Origin of the sequence: Pseudomonas sp. IT-P12 (assembly GCF_949767465.1) — a bacterium.
Classification (GTDB): domain Bacteria; phylum Pseudomonadota; class Gammaproteobacteria; order Pseudomonadales; family Pseudomonadaceae; genus Aquipseudomonas.
This window is the reverse complement of record NZ_CATKPY010000023.1, coordinates 534,136-550,706: the sequence shown is the minus strand read 5'-3', so window position 1 is coordinate 550,706 and position 16,571 is coordinate 534,136. Positions and strand designations below refer to the sequence as shown.

Genomic DNA, 16,571 nt, shown 5'->3' with positions numbered 1-16,571 from the left:
GCGCCGGAACATTGGTCGCAGCACGACGCCCGGCACGCCCTGCCACGGTCCGCTATCATGCCCGCAATTCCGATACGCGAGATCGTCATGCGCCGCCTGCTCTGCCTGCTGTTCATAGTGTTCGCCCTGCCGGCCGGCGCCGGCGGCCTGCTGGAGAGCCGACCCAGCGCCACGTTAGGCTCGATCAACAACAGCGCCGACTTCCTGCCGGTGCGCGAAGCCTTTCAGCTGAGCCTGGTGCAGAGCACGCCGCAATCGATCAAGCTGCGATTCGTCGCCAGCGAGGGTTACTACCTCTACCGCCAGCGGTTTCAGTTTCGCGCCGAACCGTCCGACGTTGCCCTCGGCGCGGTGCAACTGCCCAAGGGTGAACAAAAGCACGACGAGTACTTTGGCGATGTCGAGGTTTACCACGGCATCCTCGATGTCGAACTGCCGCGCACCGAGCAACGGGCTTTCACGCTGCTCGTCACTTATCAGGGCTGCGCTGACAAAGGCCTGTGCTATCCGCCCGAGACCGAACGCCTGAAGATCGACGGCACGGACGCCGGCAAGCACTGGAGCTGGCGCGAACTGGCGCTGTTTTTCCTGGCAGGCCTGGGCCTGACGTTCACCCCCTGCGTGCTGCCAATGTTGCCGATCCTTTCCGGGGTGGTGTTGCGCGGCCAGGTCGGCGGATGGCGCGGCTTCAACCTGTCCCTCGCCTACGTGCTGCCGATGGCCGCGTGTTTTGCCCTGCTCGGCGCCCTGATGGGGTTGTTCGGGGCCCAGTTGAATCTCCAGGCGCGCCTGCAGTCGGCCTGGGTGCTGGTGCCATTCGCGATGTTTTTCGCACTGTTTGCCCTGGCGATGTTCGGCGTCTTCGAACTCAAGCTGCCACACGCGATCAGCAGCCGGCTGGACCGCATCGCCGGTCGCACCGAGGGCGGTTCGTTGTGGGGCGCGGCGGTGCTGGGGGTGGTGTCCAGTCTGCTGGTTTCGCCCTGCGTCTCGGCACCGCTGGCCGGCGCGTTGCTGTACATCAGCGCCAGCGGCGACGCCCTGGGCGGAGGCTTGAAATTGTTCATGCTCGGACTCGGCATGGGCGCGCCACTGTTGCTGGTCGCCACCGGGGGCGCTGCCTGGCTGCCGAAGAGCGGCCCCTGGCTGGTCTATGTGAAAAACGCGATCGGGGTGTTGCTGCTGGGACTGGCAATCGGTTTGCTCAGCCGGGTCTTGCCGGGGCAGATCACCCTGCTGCTGATCGGCCTGCTGGCCGGTGGCGTCGGGCTGTTCCTCGGCGCCCTGGAGTTTGTCTATAAACCGCCACGCAAGCGCCTTGGCCAGTTGCTCGGCCTGTTCCTGCTGTTTTATGCACTGGCCTGCTGGTACGGCGCGTTCAGTGGCCAGACCGACCCGTTCAACCCGATCGGCCAGCCGCGCATCGTCACAGGCACCCAGCAATCGCTGCAAGGCACCGACGACTGGCAAACCGTGACCACTGCGGCGGAACTGGACCGCGCCCTCGCAGATGCAAGATCGTCCGGCACGCCACTGCTGCTCGACTGGTACGCCGACTGGTGCATCAGTTGCAAAGTCATTGAGCGCGAGGTCCTCAGCGACGCCAACGTCGTCGAACGCCTGAAGGGCTATCGCCTGGTGCGCTTTGACATCACCGCCAGCAACGCCGAACAGCGCGTCCTGCTCGACCGCTATCAGCTGTTCGGTCCTCCGGCGCTGATGTTCTTCGGCGAGGATGGCGTCGAACGTACCGATGCGCGGGTGATCGGCGAAATCAATGCAAGGGACTTCGCCGATCGGGTCGCGCAGGCGCGGCGCGAAAGCAAATGACCGGAATTCATCAGCCAGTCACATATTTCGCGCAAACATCGGCCATCGTGCTGGCTATTGCATAGAACTGGACAGTCACAAAGGCTTTGCGGCATAGTCGCCGGGTTCTGACAATTGCATTCGGATAACAAGGAACAGCAGATGGCAACCCTATTGGTCCTGCACGGCCCCAACCTGAACCTGCTCGGCACCCGGGAACCGGGCACCTATGGTGCCACGACACTGGCGCAGATCAACCAGGACCTGGAGCAACGAGCCCGTGCCGCCGGCCATCACCTGCTGCATCTGCAAAGCAACGCCGAGTACGAATTGATCGACCGTATCCACGCGGCCCGCAGCGAAGGCGTGGACTTCATTCTGATCAACCCAGCAGCTTTTACGCACACAAGTGTCGCATTACGTGACGCGCTGCTGGCGGTGAGCATCCCATTCATCGAAGTGCATTTGTCCAACGTGCACAAACGCGAACCTTTCCGCCATCACTCTTACTTCTCCGACGTAGCGGTGGGAGTGATCTGCGGCCTTGGCGCCAGCGGTTACCGACTGGCCCTGGAGGCCGCTCTAGAGCAGCTTGAAAGCCAGGCAAAAGCTTGAACAACAAGCGTTAAACGCCCCTGACCGACCCTTGGGAGTTGATGATTCATGGATATCCGTAAAGTTAAGAAACTGATCGAATTGCTGGAAGAGTCCGGCATCGACGAGCTCGAGATCAAGGAAGGCGAAGAGTCCGTACGCATCAGCCGTAACAGCAAGACTCCAGCCCAGCAGTACTACGCTCCGGCGCCAATGCCTGCTCCGGTTGCCGCGCCTGCCGCTGCTCCGGCTGCCGCTGCCGCCCCGGCTGCTCCCGCCGCGCCAGCACTGAACGGCACCGTTGCCCGTTCGCCGATGGTCGGCACCTTCTATCGCAAGTCTTCGCCAACTTCGCCAGCGTTCGTCGAAGTGGGCCAGACCGTGAAGAAAGGCGACACCCTGTGCATCGTCGAAGCCATGAAGATGATGAACCACATCGAAGCCGAAACCAGCGGTGTGATCGAGTCCATCCTCGTCGAAGACGGCCAGCCGGTTGAGTACGACCAACCGCTGTTCACCATCGTTTGAACCGCGGAGAAACTTTGATGACTGCGAAGTTGGAAAAAGTTCTGATCGCCAACCGCGGTGAGATCGCACTGCGGATTCTGCGTGCCTGCAAAGAGATGGGCATCAAGACCGTCGCCGTTTACTCCAAGGCCGACAAAGAGCTGATGCACCTGGGTCTGGCAGACGAATCCGTCTGCATCGGCCCGGCTTCTGCCGCCCACTCTTACCTGCACATTCCGGCAATCATCGCCGCAGCCGAAGTGACCGGCGCTACCGCCATTCACCCAGGCTACGGTTTCCTTGCGGAAAACGCTGATTTCGCTGAGCAGGTCGAGAACTCCGGCTTCGCCTTCATTGGTCCGAAAGCCGAAACCATTCGCCTGATGGGCGACAAGGTATCGGCCAAGCACGCCATGATTGCTGCCGGCGTTCCAACCGTTCCGGGTTCCGACGGCCCACTGCCTGAAGACGAAGAAACCGCCCTGCGCATTGGTCGCGAAGTCGGTTACCCGGTGATCATCAAAGCCGCTGGCGGTGGTGGTGGTCGCGGCATGCGTGTGGTGCACAAGGAAGAAGACCTGATCTCCTCGGCGAAGCTGACCCGCTCCGAAGCGGGCGCAGCGTTCGGCAACCCGATGGTCTATCTGGAAAAATTCCTGACCAATCCGCGCCACGTGGAAGTTCAGGTATTGTCCGATGGCCAGGGCAACGCCGTGCACCTGGGCGACCGGGACTGCTCGCTGCAGCGCCGTCACCAGAAAGTTCTCGAAGAAGCGCCGGCACCGGGCATCGACGAGAAGGCTCGCCAGGAAGTCTTCGCCCGCTGCGTCAAGGCGTGCATCGACATCGGTTACCGTGGCGCCGGCACTTTCGAGTTCCTGTACGAGAACGGTCGCTTCTACTTTATCGAGATGAACACTCGTGTCCAGGTAGAGCACCCGGTTTCGGAAATGGTCACCGGCATCGACATCGTCAAGGAGATGCTCAGCATCGCCGCCGGCAACAAGCTGTCGTTCACCCAGGATGACGTGGTCATCCGCGGTCACGCGCTGGAATGCCGGATCAACGCCGAAGACCCGAAAACCTTCATGCCGAGCCCGGGCACGGTCAAGCATTTCCACGCACCAGGCGGCAACGGCGTTCGCGTCGACTCGCACCTGTACAGCGGTTATGCGGTTCCGCCGAACTACGACTCGTTGATCGGCAAGCTGATCACCTACGGCGCAACCCGCGACGAAGCCATGGCGCGCATGCGCAATGCGCTGGACGAAATCGTGGTCGACGGGATCAAGACCAACATCCCGCTGCACCGTGATCTGGTCCGTGATGAAGGCTTCTGCAAGGGTGGGATCAACATCCACTACCTGGAACACAAGCTGGCTGGTGAAAAGCACTAAGCTTTCAACCCGCAATGACAAAGCCGCCTTCGGGCGGCTTTGTTGTTCCTGGCTCGCCCTGGCGGGTCCGGCGTGTTCAAGGATCACTCCCACAAACGCCCCGCGCTCGCGTAAACTTGCGCGCTTCTCGCAGACCGCTAGGCTGCAATCAATATTTTTCAAAGGTGCCCGCCATGCCTTGGCTGCAAGTCCGTCTCGCCATCAGCCCAGAACAAGCCGAAACCTACGAAGACGCTTTCCTCGAAGTCGGCGCCGTCTCGGTGACCTTCATGGACGCCGAAGATCAACCGATCTTCGAGCCGGAACTCAATACCACGCCGCTGTGGTCGCACACGCATTTGCTGGCCCTGTTCGAGGGCGGCACCGAAGCGGCCGCCGTCCTGGCCCACCTCGAGCTGCTGACGGGCAGCCCGCTGCCCGAACATCACAGCGAAGTCATCGAGGACCAGGACTGGGAGCGCAGCTGGATGGATGGTTTCCAGCCCATGCGTTTCGGGCAGCGCCTGTGGATCGTGCCGAGCTGGCACGCCGCCCCCGAACCCGAGGCGGTGAACCTGTTGCTCGATCCGGGCCTCGCCTTCGGCACCGGGACCCACCCGACCACCGCGCTGTGCCTGGAATGGCTGGACGGCCAGGACCTGAAAGGCTGCAACGTGCTGGACTTCGGCTGCGGCTCGGGAATCCTGGCCATCGCCGCCCTGCTGCTGGGTGCGAAGGAAGCCGTCGGCACCGACATCGACGTGCAGGCGCTGGAAGCCTCCCGCGACAACGCCGGTCGCAACAACATTGCCGAGGCCCTGTTCCCGCTGTACCTGCCGCAAGACCTGCCGCCGGTTCAGGCCGACGTGCTGGTGGCCAACATTCTTGCCGGGCCGCTGGTATCTCTGGCGCCGCAATTGTCCAGCCTGGTCAAGCCGGGCGGTCGCCTGGCGCTTTCGGGGATTCTCGCCGAGCAGGGCGAAGAAGTGGCTGGCGCCTATGCGCAGGACTTCGACCTCGACCCGATCGCCAATCGTGACGGCTGGGTGCGCATCACTGGCCGTCGGCGCTAGAATGGACGCCTGCATAATCCGGATCGCCGCATGACCGACAGCTTCGTCACTCAGTGCCCGCATTGCCAAACCAGCTTCCGCGTCAGCCATGCTCAATTGAGCGTGGCCCGGGGAGTGGTTCGTTGCGGCTCGTGTCTGCAGGTGTTCAACGCCGCCAAGCAGCTGCTGGAGCAGGCCGGCAAGGAGGCGGTGACACCCGTGGCCCCGCCACTGGCCGAGACGACGGCGCCCGAGCCGCGAGCCATCAGTCAAAAGCAGTGGAGCGCCGCTGAACTCGACCTGGACGCCCTGGACCTGGACGAAGAACTCGCCCGGCTCGAACAACGGGAAATCCAGCCGACGACCGAGTTCGGCCGCCACCGCGAAGACAACCTGAGCGCCCGCCGCGACAGCACCGAAGCGGACGACGCTCCCTGGTCCGACAGCCTGTTCAGCGACTCGCCGGCCGAACGCGCTGAAGCCGCTGAAGCCGCAGACGCCATTGAGGCGACGATCACGCCAGAACCGGACATCGAGCCAGGCAAACCCTCGCGCACCGAACCCTCGCTATCTCTGGAACCTGAGGAGCTCGACGAGGAACCGCAACCCGCGCAACTGCGCCTGGACGACCCGCTCGACGCTCCGCTGCATCACGAACGCCTGTCGGCGGCCGACGCCGATGACGAACTCGACGCCAACCTGCCGTCCATCGAACCCCTGCGCAAGCGGCGCGAGCCGGCGATGCGTGCCGAGGTCCTGCAAGACCTGACCGACGACCCGCTTCAGCTCGACTGGCAGCAACGTCGCTCGCCCTGGGGCCGACGCTTTCTCTGGCTGTTGCTGATCCTGCTCGGTGCCGGCGCCCTTGTCGGCCAGTACATCGCCTACCACTTCGATGAGCTGGCTCGCCAGGATCAGTACCGCCCCTGGTTCCAGCAGTTCTGTCCGCAAATCGGTTGCACGGTGCCGTCCAAAGTCGACATCGCGAAAATCAAGAGCAGCAACCTGGTGGTACGCAGCCACCCTGAATTCAATGGCGCCCTGGTGGTCGACGCGATCATCTACAACCGCGCCCCGTTCTCCCAGCCCTTCCCGCTGCTGGAGCTGCGCTTTGCCGACCTCAACGGTCACCTGATCGCCAGTCGTCGCTTCAAACCCGGCGAGTACCTCAACGGCGACCTCGAAGGCATGACAGAAATGCCTCCGCAGACACCGATCCACATCGCCCTGGACATTCTCGACCCAGGCGCAAAAGCCGTGAACTACAGCCTGAGCTTCCATTCGCCCGAGTGAAACGCTTCAGCGATCGGGGTTTGACGGCACATTTCTGACAGACACCGCTCATACCAAACTGCTGGCGATAACAGAATAACTGTTCAGATTTTGTTCAATTCAGCCTTTATCCGGTCATCGAGAGCGGGTATCATGCCAACCCTTTTTCGAACTCTCATGATCCGGCCCCACAACAGGGAAGTCCTATGTCGGCGGTACGCATCGGTCCATACACACTGCAAAACGGCTTGATTCTCGCCCCGATGGCGGGCGTCACCGACCAACCCTTTCGTCAGCTGTGCAAGCGACTGGGCGCAGGACTAGTAGTCTCGGAAATGGTCACCAGCGACATGAGTTTGTGGAACACCCGCAAATCGCGCATGCGCATGATCCACGAAGGCGATCCCGAGCCCCGCTCGGTGCAGATCGCCGGTGGCGATGCACAGATGCTGGCGGAGGCGGCCCGGGCCAACGTCGAGCTGGGCGCGCAGATTGTTGATATCAACATGGGTTGTCCGGCGAAGAAGGTCTGTAACAAGGCGGCCGGTTCCGCGCTGTTGAAGGATGAGGCATTGGTGACCGAGATCCTGCAGGCCGTAGTGGCCGCAGTCGATGTGCCGGTCACGCTGAAGATTCGTACCGGCTGGGACCGGGACAACAAGAACGGTGTGACGGTGGCGAAGATTGCCGAGCAGGCAGGCATCAAGGCGTTGGCGGTCCATGGCCGCACCCGTGCTGACCTGTACACCGGTGAAGCCGAGTACGACACCATCGCCGCGATCAAGCAGGCGGTGTCGATGCCCGTCTTCGCCAACGGCGACATCGATTCGCCGGAAAAGGCCCGGTATGTGCTCAACGCAACCGGTGCCGATGGATTGCTGGTAGGACGGGCTGCCCAGGGGCGGCCATGGATTTTTCGTGAGATCGACCATTACCTGCGTACCGGCGAGAAGCTCCCGGCGCTGGAACTGGTCGAAGTGGAACGCATTCTGCTAGAGCATCTGGCTGCACTGCACGTCTTCTATGGAGACGTCATGGGCGTGCGGATCGCCCGCAAGCATGTGGGCTGGTATCTCGCAACCTTGCCGGGCGCCAGGGAGTTTCGCGCCCACTTCAATCGTTTGGAAGATACGGAAGCACAATGCGCCAACGTTCGGAGCTTCTTTGCCGAACGTTATAAGAGCCTGACAGGGGACGGAGAGTGGGTGGCCGCATGACGATGATGACAGAGACTTTAGTGAGTGGAACAACGCCCGTGAGCGACAACGTGAATTTGAAACAGCACCTCAATACGCCCAGCGAAGAAGGTCAGACCCTTCGCGGCAATGTCGAGAAGGCGCTGCACAATTATTTCGCCCACCTTGAGGGCGCTGCCGTCACGGATGTGTACAACCTGGTGCTTTCCGAAGTCGAGGCGCCCCTGCTCGAGTGCGTGATGAACTACGTCAAGGGCAACCAGACCAAGGCCAGCGAGCTGCTCGGACTCAACCGGGGCACCCTGCGCAAGAAACTCAAGCAGTACGATTTGCTGTAAGCATTCAATCAAACCAGAAAGGCGCCCGCGTAAAAACGGTCGCCTTTTTTGCTGACTCCTTTGCTTTTGATGGAAATTGAAATGACCGACCAGACTACCCGCCTGCCGATCCGCCGCGCCTTGATCAGCGTCTCCGACAAGACCGGGATCCTCGAATTCGCCAAAGAGCTTGAAGCCCTGGGCGTCGAGATCCTCTCCACCGGCGGAACGTTCAAGCTGCTGCGCGACAACGGCGTTGCCGCAGTGGAAGTCGCGGATTACACCGGTTTCGCAGAGATGATGGACGGTCGGGTAAAAACCCTGCACCCGAAAATCCACGGCGGGATCCTCGGTCGTCGCGGTATCGACGACGCCATCATGAACGAGCACGGCATCAAGCCGATCGATCTGGTGGCGGTCAACCTGTACCCGTTCGAAGCCACCATCAGCAAGCCGGGCTGCGACCTGCCGACCGCCATCGAGAACATCGACATCGGCGGCCCGACCATGGTCCGTTCCGCCGCCAAGAACCACAAGGACGTGGCCATCGTAGTCAACGCCAGCGACTACGCCAACGTCCTGGAAAACCTCAAGGCCGGCGGCCTGACCTACGCCCAGCGTTTCGACCTGATGCTCAAGGCGTTCGAACACACCGCCGCCTACGACGGCATGATCGCCAACTACATGGGTACCGTGAACCAGGCCGCCGAGACCCTCTCCACCGAAGGTCGCAGCGAGTTCCCGCGCACCTTCAACAGCCAGTTCGTCAAGGCCCAGGAAATGCGCTACGGCGAGAACCCGCACCAGAGCGCGGCGTTCTACGTGGAAGCCAACCCGGCTGAAGTCGGCATCGCCACCGCCACCCAGCTGCAGGGCAAGGAGCTGTCGTACAACAACGTGGCCGACACTGACGCCGCGCTGGAATGCGTGAAGAGCTTCGTCAAGCCAGCCTGCGTGATCGTCAAGCATGCCAACCCGTGCGGCGTCGCGGTGAGCCCGGATGCCGAAGGCGGTATCCGCAAGGCCTACGACCTGGCCTACGCCACCGACACCGAATCGGCGTTCGGCGGCATCATCGCCTTCAACCGCGAGCTGGACGCTGAAACCGCCAAGGCCATCGTCGAGCGTCAGTTCGTCGAAGTGATCATCGCCCCAAGCGTCAGCGAAGAAGCCCGCGCCATCGTCGCCGCCAAAGCCAACGTACGCCTGCTGGCCTGCGGCGAATGGTCGGCGGATCGCGCCGCGGCCTGGGACTACAAGCGTGTCAACGGCGGTCTGCTGGTGCAGAGCCGCGATATCGGCATGATCAGCGCCGATGACCTGAAAGTGGTGACCAAGCGCGCACCGACCGAACAGGAAATCAACGACCTGATCTTCGCCTGGAAAGTGGCCAAGTACGTCAAGTCCAACGCCATCGTCTACGCCAAGAACCGTCAGACCATCGGTGTCGGCGCAGGTCAGATGAGCCGCGTGAATTCGGCACGCATCGCCGCGATCAAGGCCGAGCACGCCGGTTTGCAGGTTGCGGGCTCGGTCATGGCTTCCGATGCCTTCTTCCCGTTCCGCGACGGCCTGGACAATGCCGCCAAGGTCGGGATTACAGCGGTGATCCAGCCGGGTGGTTCGATGCGTGATGCGGAAGTGATTGCGGCCGCCGACGAGGCTGGCATCGCCATGGTGTTCACCGGCATGCGCCACTTCCGCCACTAATCGAACAACGGCCGCACTGAAACCGGCACCTGATGCGTTGGAGCCGACCTCGAAGATGCTCATTGCCTAGAGGCAACTCCGCTCATCGAGGCCGACTCCGCCTTGCATCTACCGGCTTCATCGCGACCTCCTACAACGTGAAGCGTTGTGGGGTCCAAAACAGAATCAGCGTCATCCGAGGTTTTTGAAATGAATGTTTTGATCATTGGCAGCGGTGGCCGTGAACACGCCCTGGCCTGGAAAGTGGCTCAGGATCCGCGCGTGCAGAAGGTTTTCGTGGCCCCGGGCAATGCCGGTACCGCCATCGAAGCCAAGTGCGAAAACGTCGCCATCGACGTGCTGGCCCTGGAACAACTGGCCGATTTCGCCGAGAAAAATGTTTCCCTGACCATCGTCGGTCCGGAAGTGCCGCTGGTCGCCGGCGTCGTCGACCTGTTCCGTTCCCGTGGCCTGGATTGCTTCGGCCCGACGGCCGGTGCCGCGCAACTGGAAGGTTCGAAAGCGTTCACCAAGGATTTCCTGGCACGCCACAAGATCCCGACCGCTGACTACCAGAATTTCACCGAGATCGAGCCGGCCCTGGCTTACCTGCGTGAAAAGGGTGCTCCGATCGTGATCAAGGCCGATGGCCTGGCCGCCGGTAAAGGCGTGATCGTGGCCATGACCCTGGCCGAAGCCGAGGACGCCGTGCGCGACATGCTCGCCGGCAATGCGTTCGGCGACGCCGGTTCGCGTGTGGTCATCGAGGAGTTCCTGGACGGCGAAGAAGCCAGCTTCATCGTCATGGTCGACGGCAAGAACGTGCTGCCGATGGCCACCAGCCAGGACCACAAACGCGTCGGCGACGGCGACACCGGCCCGAACACCGGCGGCATGGGCGCTTACTCCCCGGCGCCCGTGGTCACCAGCGAAGTGCACCAGCGCGTCATGGACCTGGTGATCTGGCCGACCGTGCGCGGCATGGCCGACGAAGGCAATGTCTACACCGGTTTCCTGTACGCCGGCCTGATGATCGACAAGGCTGGTAACCCAAAAGTTATCGAATTCAACTGCCGTTTCGGCGACCCTGAGACTCAGCCGGTCATGCTGCGCCTGCAATCGAGCCTGGTGTTGCTGGTCGAAGCGGCATTGGCTCAAGCCCTGGACAAAGTCGAAGCGCAATGGGATCCACGTCCGAGCGTCGGCATCGTGCTGGCGGCAGGCGGCTATCCTGGCGACTACGCTAAAGGCGCAGCCATCAAGGGCCTGGACGCCGCTGCGGGCCTGGAGGGTAAAGTCTTCCACGCCGGCACCGCGCTGAAGGACGGTCAAGTGGTAACCGCCGGTGGCCGGGTACTGTGCGCAACCGCCATGGGCGCCAGCGTCGATGCCGCTCAGCAACAGGCGTACAAGCTGGCAGCGAAGATTGACTGGGAAGGCTGTTTCTATCGCAAGGACATTGGCTACCGCGCCATTGCCCGCGAGCGTGGCGAAAATCAGGAATAAGCGTTTCATTCGGTCGGGCAAGGGTTTCAGGCCCTTGCCGGACTATTCCGGCGCCGCGCATAGTTATACTCTGGCATCAACCTACGAAGGGATTTCGCCGTGCGCTGGCTCAGGATTGCCATAGGTTTCACCGTCACGCTGATGACGCTGCTCTTCATGCTGTCGGCCCAGGCCGCGCAGGGCAGTGGGTGGGCGGTATTGTTCGACGAGCAGGGCGACCTGCAACTGAGCGACATCCGTTCCGCTCGCTATATCAATCAATTCAGCCCCACCGAACTCGAACGCCTCACCGCAGCCGAACCCGGCGGCGCGCTCTGGCTGCGCTTCAGGCTGGCCCCCGGCAAACACGAACAGTTGCTGCGGGTGTTTGCCCCCGACCTGTCACGCCTCAACCTGTATGTGCTCGACGGCGACAAGCTGATCGATCAGCTGAACAGCGGTTCCGAACAGCCTCAGGCCGAACGGCCGTTGCCCAACAGCGACTTCATGTTGCCGTTGCCGCAAAGTGACAAACCCCTCGATGTTTACCTGCGACTGGCGTCCGAACACCAGATGCGGCCCTACATCACCCTGCAATCGGCGATCATGACCGCGGCGAATCAGAACCAGACGTTGATTTACGGCCTGCTGTTCGGCTGCATCGGCATGCTGATCCTGCACAACCTGATCCGCTACGCCTATACCCGCTCGCGCAGCAGCCTGTGGCTGGCCGGCTGTGAAGCGTTGCTGATGCTCAGCGTGGCATTGCTGCTCAACCTCGCCGGACCCTGGCTGCCGGACTGGCACGGCCTGCAGACACCGGGCGCTTACCTCGCCCTGCTGCTGACCGCGCCCTGCGGTCTGATGTTCGCTTACCGTTTCTTCGCCCCGCTCGGCCCCCATCCGCTGAACAAGCTGCTGCTGGGCGACATTCTGTTCATCTGTTTCTGCGGCCTGCTGCTGTTGTTCGTCAATACGCTGCCCCTGAACATCATCACCTACGCCATGGTCGCCCTCGCCGGCCTGACGATGCTGTTCGTCAGCGCCTGGCACTGGCAAAAAGGCTATCGCCCGGCGCGGCTGTTCGTGGCCGCCATGGTCGTGTTCAACCTCGGCACGCTGATCATTCTTCCGGCCCTGATGGGGCTGACGCTGATTGAACCGCAAGGCCTGATCACCGCCCTGCTGGCGTTCATCTGCCTCAGCGGCCTGCTGATGAGCATCGCGCTGAGCGAGCGTCAGCGCAGCATCACCGAAGACCGTTTCAGCATCAGCCGCGATCTCGCCGCCAGCAATGCCGAAATCAATGCCAAGGCTGAATTCCTGGCGAAAATCAGCCACGAAATCCGCACCCCGATGAATGGCGTGCTGGGCATGACCGAGCTGTTGCTGGGCACCCCGCTGTCGGTCAAGCAGCGCGACTACGTGCAAACCATCCACAGTGCCGGCAACGAACTGCTGACATTGATCAACGAGATCCTCGACATCTCCAAGCTCGAATCCGGGCAGATCGAGCTGGACGACGTGCAGTTCGACCTCAATGCGCTGATCGAGGATTGCCTGAGCATCTTCCGCGCCAAGGCCGAACAGCAGAACGTCGAACTGATCAGCTTCATCCAGCCGCAAGTGCCGCGGGTCATCAGCGGCGACCCGACACGCCTGCGCCAGACCCTGCTGAGCCTGCTGGAAAACGCCCTGAAGAAAACCGACGAAGGCGAGATCCTGATCGTCGTCGCTCTCGACGAACGCAGCGCCCGTCCACGCCTGCGCATTGCCGTGCAGGACAGCGGCGAACCGATGGACGCCGAAGAGCGCGACGCGTTGATGCACGCCGAGCTGCACAGCAAGAACTTCCTGTCCGCCACCCGCCTGGGCGGCAACCTCGGACTGGTGATTGCCCGCCAGCTGATTCGCCTGATGCAAGGGGAATTCGGTATCAAGAGTGGCGCCAACCAGGGCAGCACCCTGTGGCTGACCCTGCCCCTGGACCCTGACCGGCTCGAACACCCGACCTCCGACCTCGACGGCCCGTTGCAGGGGGCACGGGTGCTGGTGGTGGATGACAACGACACCTGTCGCAAGGTGCTGGTGCAGCAGTGCAGTGCCTGGGGCCTGAACGTCAGTGCGGTGCCATCCGGCAAGGAAGCCTTGGCGCTGCTGCGCACCAAGGCGCACCTGCGCGACTACTTCGATGTGGTGCTGCTGGACCAGAACATGCCCGGCATGACCGGCATGCAACTGGCGGCCAAGATCAAGGAAGACCCGAGCCTCAACCACGACATCCTGCTGGTCATGCTCACCGGCATCAGCAATGCGCCGAGCAAGATCATCGCGCGCAACTCCGGGATCAAGCGCATCCTCGCCAAACCCGTGGCCGGCTATACCCTCAAGACCACCCTGGCCGATGAACTGAACCAGCGCAACAAGGGGCTCGCCGTTTCGCCGCAAACACCCAGCGGCCCGACCGTGCCGGTCAAGGTCCCCAGTGATTTCCGCATTCTGGTTGCCGAAGACAACAGCATTTCGACCAAGGTCATCCGTGGCATGCTGGGCAAGCTCAACCTGCAACCGGACACCGCGAGCAATGGCGAGGAAGCCTTGCAGGCGATGAAGGCGCAGCGCTACGATCTGGTGTTGATGGATTGCGAGATGCCGATCCTCGACGGATTCTCCGCCACCCAGCAACTGCGCGCATGGGAAGTCAGCAACCAACGGGTTCGTACCCCGGTCGTCGCGTTGACCGCGCACATCCTCGCCGAACACAAGGAGCGTGCGCGCCAGGCTGGCATGGACGGGCACATGGCCAAGCCGGTGGAGCTGTCACAACTGCGCGAGCTGATCGAGCATTGGGTCGCCCAGCGCGAACAGCAGAACCGCGCGGCCGCGCAAACGTCCTGAGCCGACAGAGTCGGCGACGCCTGATAGACTCCCCCCGACTTCCCTCGCCAGTGAGCCTGCCCCATGCTCCACGTGTTGTTCAGCGTTTACCTGAAGATGCTGGTGCTCTATAGCCCGTTCTTTGTGTTGTCCTGCTTCATCAGCCTGACCCGCGGTTATTCGCGCAAGGAACAGCACCGGCTCGCCTGGAAAGTGGCGATCGCCACGCTGGTCTCCAGTGTCCTGCTGTATTTGTTCGGTCGCGTCATTTTCAGCGTGTTCGGCATCACCGTGGACGCTTTCCGTATCGGTGCGGGCAGCGTGCTGTTCATCTCGGCGTTGGGCATGGCCCAAGGCAAGTCGGCGGTACAGACCGATAACGTGCAGCAGGACGTCACCATCGTCCCCCTGACCATCCCCCTGACCGTCGGCCCCGGTACCATCGGTGCGTTGCTGGTGATGGGCGTCAGCCAACCGCACTGGGACGACAAACTCACCGCCATCCTCAGCATCGCCCTGGCCAGCTTCACCGTCGGCGTGGTGCTGTATCTGTCGAATCGCATCGAGCGCCTTCTCGGTGATCAGGGCTTGCAGATTGTCAGCCGGCTGATGGGGCTGTTCGTCTGTGCCCTGGCGGCGCAGATCATTTTCACCGGGGTCCGAGGTTACCTGGTGCCTTGATCTGCCCAGGTGTGACAGCCGTAAAAAAGGCCTTGTTCCCGGGAACAAGGCCTTTTTCGTTTTCAGTCACTGCACCTTCAGAGCTTGAGTTCGTGCACCAGGCTTTTGGCGGAGTACGACTCTATTTTTTCATGCACTCGCTCACGGTAGCGCTGGAACACCTCCGGGTCGAAGGCAAAGACACCACCACCCGGGACAATCTGCAGATCCTCGTGAAACTCGCTCCAGAGAAAAAACGCCTGCTCCGTCACCCGGGTGCTGTATTGCACGCTCAACAGGCACACCACCGTTTCACCCGACGCCAGGCGCTCGCACGGCGAACATTTGAGAATGCCCTGCCCCCCTCGCGCCACATTGCCCTGGAAAAATTCCCAGGCAAAACGGTCCAGCGTCAGGGTTTTGTAGGTATCACGAAGAAGTTGCCCCAGACTGGGGTAGCCCATGCGACCGATCACCGTATGACTCATCGCCAACAGTTCCTGAATATTCGCCACCCGGACCGGCTCGGAAGCAACGAAAGCCTTCAGCTTGAAACCGGCTTTTATCAGGCGTCCCTGATAATAATCGAACCAGACCTTTTTCGAGACTCGCCCCGGGTATTTGTCATTGGCGGCCAACTCGGCATATAACAGGCAGTCCTGTATGTCCTGGCGATCTTGCGAACTTACTTGCGGGGTAAAGGACGACAAACAACCGCCCACTACCACTGCATCAGCAATCGTTGACATTTGAATACCTCAGCACCGATTGTAGTCGTCAGCCCACCAACTTCGCGAACAGGTCAGCACCGAACTGATCGACATAGGCTTCGATCTCATTGCGCTTACGTTCGTATGCACGCCGATTGAAGTGTCGAAGACCAGCGGCCTGAAAGATACGAACCCCTGCCGTATTGAAAGTGAAAAACAGGAAGTTGCCACGGTAGTTCTTGCTGTAGACGTCCAGCCCGCCCATGACCATCGCCATGCCGCCCCCTGGAGCGACGATGCAGGGCACCGCCTTGAAGCTGACAAGCTGGCTGTTCTTGCTGCCCGAATCGATGATCGTGAGGGCTTTCGCGTCGCCCTTGAGCTGTTCAAAACCACTGAGCACCAGATTCAATACATTGCCGGAGCCCGCACTGATCACGGTCTTCAATACCTGAAGCAGCGCTTCGTTCATGGTCAGCGTCAGCTCTTTGGATTCATACTGCTTGCGGGTGAAGCTCTCCATGGGCCAGCCCGCAGCGGCCAGGCATTCGTTGTATTTTTCGTAGCGCTTTTCCTGGGAAGTGTCGGCAGGCATGCGGCTGACCACGGCTTCGGCGAATGCCTGGCTGTCGAGGGCACACTGGCGGTCCTCGGCGCTGAGGCGTTGTTCGAAGACAACCAGGGATGGGCCGACAACCGAAGCATCGGGCGACGGATCGTCGCGCCCGGCAGCGTCCTTCATCGTCCCGGTGGAGCGCCTGACCCGACGCGGCGAAGCCACCTTGGCCAGTTCCGCTTCAATACTTTCAAAGAAGGCATCTTGCGCCGCCGTGCTGAAAGTAGGTTCTACGGCATTATTATCCAATGCGTTATTCATGTTTTAGTCCTTCGGCTAATTGATAACCGCTCCATGCGGCAACCGCAAACTAAAACAGGCATAACAAACATTCAACTCAATAATAAAGTGCAACTTATACCATTAATTACCGACACACTAACGCCGCTCTAACTTTACTGAAAGAAGGAT

General features: G+C 61.4%; 14 protein-coding genes. 12 read left to right on the top strand and 2 right to left on the bottom strand.

Translation table 11 applies throughout. The features are described 5' to 3' along the window. The first annotated feature begins 87 nt into the window (after positions 1-87). From ACM6IM_RS20630 to ACM6IM_RS20575, 12 genes are all read left to right on the top strand, one after another. Complete coding sequence (locus ACM6IM_RS20630) at positions 88-1,830, top strand: protein-disulfide reductase DsbD (protein ID WP_414866194.1); 1,743 nt, start codon at positions 88-90, stop codon at positions 1,828-1,830. A 141-nt stretch (positions 1,831-1,971) separates the two neighbouring features. Further along, complete coding sequence (aroQ, locus tag ACM6IM_RS20625; protein ID WP_192307797.1) at positions 1,972-2,424, top strand: type II 3-dehydroquinate dehydratase; 453 nt, start codon at positions 1,972-1,974, stop codon at positions 2,422-2,424. A 48-nt stretch (positions 2,425-2,472) separates the two neighbouring features. Next, positions 2,473-2,931, top strand: coding sequence for an acetyl-CoA carboxylase biotin carboxyl carrier protein (gene accB, locus ACM6IM_RS20620; protein WP_192307796.1), 459 nt, complete (start codon positions 2,473-2,475; stop codon positions 2,929-2,931). Between the two features lie 17 nt (positions 2,932-2,948). Further along, a complete protein-coding gene (gene accC / locus ACM6IM_RS20615) occupies positions 2,949-4,307 on the top strand; it encodes an acetyl-CoA carboxylase biotin carboxylase subunit (protein ID WP_192307795.1) in 1,359 nt (452 codons plus the stop codon). Positions 4,308-4,480: 173 nt separating this feature from the next. Further along, the gene (gene prmA, locus ACM6IM_RS20610; protein WP_414866162.1) at positions 4,481-5,359 is read left to right on the top strand and encodes a 50S ribosomal protein L11 methyltransferase; all 879 of its coding nucleotides are present in this window, start codon (positions 4,481-4,483) and stop codon (positions 5,357-5,359) included. A 30-nt stretch (positions 5,360-5,389) separates the two neighbouring features. Then, positions 5,390-6,631 carry a DUF3426 domain-containing protein gene (locus ACM6IM_RS20605; RefSeq protein WP_414866161.1) on the top strand — a complete coding sequence of 414 codons (1,242 nt, stop codon included), beginning with the start codon at positions 5,390-5,392 and terminating at the stop codon, positions 6,629-6,631. A 185-nt stretch (positions 6,632-6,816) separates the two neighbouring features. Continuing rightward, positions 6,817-7,827: a tRNA dihydrouridine synthase DusB gene (dusB, locus tag ACM6IM_RS20600; protein ID WP_414866160.1), complete on the top strand. Its 1,011-nt coding sequence runs from the start codon at positions 6,817-6,819 to the stop codon at positions 7,825-7,827. Next, on the top strand, positions 7,824-8,144 hold the full coding sequence (gene fis, locus ACM6IM_RS20595) for a DNA-binding transcriptional regulator Fis (protein WP_030128251.1): 321 nt from the start codon (positions 7,824-7,826) through the stop codon (positions 8,142-8,144). The genes dusB and fis overlap by 4 nt, the downstream gene beginning before the upstream one ends. An 81-nt stretch (positions 8,145-8,225) precedes the next feature. Beyond that, complete coding sequence (gene purH / locus ACM6IM_RS20590) at positions 8,226-9,833, top strand: bifunctional phosphoribosylaminoimidazolecarboxamide formyltransferase/IMP cyclohydrolase (RefSeq protein ID WP_414866159.1); 1,608 nt, start codon at positions 8,226-8,228, stop codon at positions 9,831-9,833. Between the two features lie 189 nt (positions 9,834-10,022). Then, entirely contained in the window at positions 10,023-11,318 is a 1,296-nt protein-coding gene (purD, locus tag ACM6IM_RS20585) for a phosphoribosylamine--glycine ligase (protein ID WP_192307790.1), read from the top strand. A gap of 99 nt (positions 11,319-11,417) precedes the next feature. Next, positions 11,418-14,195, top strand: coding sequence for a hybrid sensor histidine kinase/response regulator (locus ACM6IM_RS20580; protein ID WP_192307789.1), 2,778 nt, complete (start codon positions 11,418-11,420; stop codon positions 14,193-14,195). Positions 14,196-14,258: 63 nt separating this feature from the next. After that, complete coding sequence (locus ACM6IM_RS20575; RefSeq protein ID WP_192307788.1) at positions 14,259-14,855, top strand: MarC family protein; 597 nt, start codon at positions 14,259-14,261, stop codon at positions 14,853-14,855. Between the two features lie 77 nt (positions 14,856-14,932). Here ACM6IM_RS20575 and ACM6IM_RS20570 read toward each other — a convergent pair whose 3' ends face one another. Together ACM6IM_RS20570 and ACM6IM_RS20565 are read right to left on the bottom strand one after the other, a co-directional pair. After that, entirely contained in the window at positions 14,933-15,583 is a 651-nt protein-coding gene (locus ACM6IM_RS20570) for a hypothetical protein (protein WP_414866158.1), read from the bottom strand. A 28-nt stretch (positions 15,584-15,611) separates the two neighbouring features. Further along, the gene (locus ACM6IM_RS20565; RefSeq protein WP_201193570.1) at positions 15,612-16,421 is read right to left on the bottom strand and encodes a hypothetical protein; all 810 of its coding nucleotides are present in this window, start codon (positions 16,419-16,421) and stop codon (positions 15,612-15,614) included. Positions 16,422-16,571: the final 150 nt, after the last annotated feature.

Excerpts from the sequence above, each read along its gene's own strand:
- ACM6IM_RS20575 (WP_192307788.1), top strand. The coding sequence starts at position 14,259 with ATGCTCCACGTGTTGTTCAGCGTTTACCTGAAGATGCTGGTGCTCTAT.
- fis (WP_030128251.1), top strand. The coding sequence starts at position 7,824 with ATGACGATGATGACAGAGACTTTAGTGAGTGGAACAACGCCCGTGAGC.
- accB (WP_192307796.1), top strand. The coding sequence starts at position 2,473 with ATGGATATCCGTAAAGTTAAGAAACTGATCGAATTGCTGGAAGAGTCC.
- accC (WP_192307795.1), top strand. The coding sequence starts at position 2,949 with ATGACTGCGAAGTTGGAAAAAGTTCTGATCGCCAACCGCGGTGAGATC.
- prmA (WP_414866162.1), top strand. The coding sequence starts at position 4,481 with ATGCCTTGGCTGCAAGTCCGTCTCGCCATCAGCCCAGAACAAGCCGAA.
- aroQ (WP_192307797.1), top strand. The coding sequence starts at position 1,972 with ATGGCAACCCTATTGGTCCTGCACGGCCCCAACCTGAACCTGCTCGGC.
- purH (WP_414866159.1), top strand. The coding sequence starts at position 8,226 with ATGACCGACCAGACTACCCGCCTGCCGATCCGCCGCGCCTTGATCAGC.
- purD (WP_192307790.1), top strand. The coding sequence starts at position 10,023 with ATGAATGTTTTGATCATTGGCAGCGGTGGCCGTGAACACGCCCTGGCC.
- ACM6IM_RS20605 (WP_414866161.1), top strand. The coding sequence starts at position 5,390 with ATGACCGACAGCTTCGTCACTCAGTGCCCGCATTGCCAAACCAGCTTC.
- ACM6IM_RS20565 (WP_201193570.1), bottom strand. The coding sequence starts at position 16,421 with ATGAATAACGCATTGGATAATAATGCCGTAGAACCTACTTTCAGCACG.
- dusB (WP_414866160.1), top strand. The coding sequence starts at position 6,817 with ATGTCGGCGGTACGCATCGGTCCATACACACTGCAAAACGGCTTGATT.
- ACM6IM_RS20570 (WP_414866158.1), bottom strand. The coding sequence starts at position 15,583 with ATGTCAACGATTGCTGATGCAGTGGTAGTGGGCGGTTGTTTGTCGTCC.
- ACM6IM_RS20630 (WP_414866194.1), top strand. The coding sequence starts at position 88 with ATGCGCCGCCTGCTCTGCCTGCTGTTCATAGTGTTCGCCCTGCCGGCC.